This window comes from Dolichospermum sp. UHCC 0352 (assembly GCF_009711925.1).
Taxonomy (GTDB): Bacteria; Cyanobacteriota; Cyanobacteriia; order Cyanobacteriales; family Nostocaceae; genus Dolichospermum; species Dolichospermum lemmermannii.
Genome location: NZ_VIKY01000176.1, coordinates 20,624 through 22,406, shown reverse-complemented (window position 1 = coordinate 22,406; position 1,783 = coordinate 20,624). Strand labels below are relative to the sequence as shown.

Sequence of the window (1,783 nt, the reverse complement as noted above, 5' to 3'; positions counted from 1 at the left end):
TTTCCCTCTCAGGGCTAAAGCCGCTGAGTTTCACGCTTACCGGGTATTCTTATGAAGACGGCTGAAAAACTGGCTGCTGGTTGGTTACTCACACTCGGATTCATGTTTTTGGCGATATCAGTATCAGAAATAATAGATAAATCAGCGCAGTCAGGAGTAACAGTATATCCTGTGGAGGGGGAACAGGTATTTTCACCTCCCAATGCGGCTCAAGAGAGCAAAGATACTATTGTGGGAGGGATAATTTTTGGTGTTCCTAGTGCGATATTGGGGAGTTGGTTAGCATTAGGATTGTATAAACAAAGTCAACAAGAGAAAAAAGCTTTAAAGCAGCAAAACAGTGAACAATTACAAGCGCAGTTTTATCAAATGTTACTAGAAAATCAAGGACGAGTAACTTTGTTAAGTTTTGCTATGCAGTCTCAATTACCAGCAGCGGAAGCTAAACAATATTTAGATAAGAAAGCTAAAGAATTCAATGCGAATTTTCAAGTCACCGAAGAAGGGGCTGTATCATATCATTTTGATGTTTAATAGGTGAGATGACACAGTTTTTTTTAACTATAGCCGCCATTTTTGGCGGTTTGTCTGTTGCTGGTGGTGCTTTTGGCGCTCATGCTTTGCGGGAAAAAATTAGCGAGCGCTCTTTAGAAATATTTGACACTGGCGCTCGTTATCAAATGTACCACGCTCTGGCACTTTTGTTAGTCGCCATGCTCATGAGTCGTTTAGAAAATCCCCCAACGACGCTTTTAGTCAGTGGTTGGTTATTTATTATTGGTGTGGTGATTTTTTCCGGTAGCTTATATGCTCTCAGTTTAACTGGTATTAAGTCTTTAGGGGCAGTTGCACCATTGGGAGGATTGGCATTAATACTGGGTTGGGCTGCTTTAGCTGTGGCTGGTGCAACTATCAAGTTTTAATCAGTAGCAAATGGGAAATGGAGTCTAAATTATCACTCAAAATCTTCGTTTTCCCTTGCCTGTTACCTTTTCTCTCTTATCTATTGAAAAATAGTATCATCAGTTGGTGACATCAAGTAGGTAGAATATTACCGCAGTCTTATGAAATAGGTGTAGCCAGCACGTGAAGATATTTATATATCACACTCCCGAATTGACCCCAAATGATACAGTTCCAGAATGTGCGATCGCCGTTGATGTTCTGCGAGCAACTAGTACAATGGCCACAGTATTAGCCGCTGGAGGTGAAGCTGTACAGGTTTTTAGCGATTTAGATCAACTGATGACAGTGAGTGAACAATGGCCTTCAGACAAGCGACTTAGGGCTGGAGAAAGGGGTGGTGCTAAAGTAGCTGGTTTTGAGTTGGGTAACTCACCCTTAGATTGCACAGCCGAATTAGTTGCTGGAAAAAGGTTATTTATTAGTACCACCAATGGGACAAGGGCTTTACAGCGGATACAAAACGCCCCCATTGTTCTCGCAGCAGCTTTGATTAATCGGGCAGCAGTAGTTAAATTTCTGTTAGAAAAGCAACCGGAAACAGTCTGGATTGTTGGTTCTGGCTGGGAAGGAAGTTATTCTTTAGAGGATACAGTATGTGCGGGGGCGATCGCTCATAGTATTTGGCAACAAACTAATTGTCCCCTAGAAGACATCAGTGGCAATGATGAAGTGGTTAGTGCGATCGCTCTTTATTCCCAATGGCAAAATGACCTATTAGGATTATTACACAAAGCTAGTCATGGTCAACGATTATTACGCTTAGAATGTTTAGAAGACCTGAAATATTGTTCCCAAACTGATACTTTAGATATTTTAC

The 1,783-nt window shown here is 41.4% G+C and carries 3 protein-coding genes; all 3 read left to right on the top strand.

The genetic code is table 11. The annotated features are described in order from the left end of the window. Positions 1–51: 51 nt before the first annotated feature. A complete protein-coding gene (locus FJR06_RS12205; RefSeq protein ID WP_168651516.1) occupies positions 52–534 on the top strand; it encodes a hypothetical protein in 483 nt (160 codons plus the stop codon). Positions 535–542: 8 nt separating this feature from the next. Then, positions 543–923 (top strand): DUF423 domain-containing protein, encoded by a 381-nt coding sequence (locus FJR06_RS12200; RefSeq protein WP_168651515.1) that lies wholly within the window; start codon positions 543–545, stop codon positions 921–923. Between the two features lie 163 nt (positions 924–1,086). Next, positions 1,087–1,783: 2-phosphosulfolactate phosphatase family protein (locus FJR06_RS12195; RefSeq protein WP_168651514.1), on the top strand; the 697-nt coding region annotated here is incomplete at its 3' end.

Coding starts and splice junctions, on each gene's coding strand:
- FJR06_RS12205 (WP_168651516.1), top strand. CDS start 52: ATGAAGACGGCTGAAAAACTGGCTGCTGGTTGGTTACTCACACTCGGA.
- FJR06_RS12200 (WP_168651515.1), top strand. CDS start 543: ATGACACAGTTTTTTTTAACTATAGCCGCCATTTTTGGCGGTTTGTCT.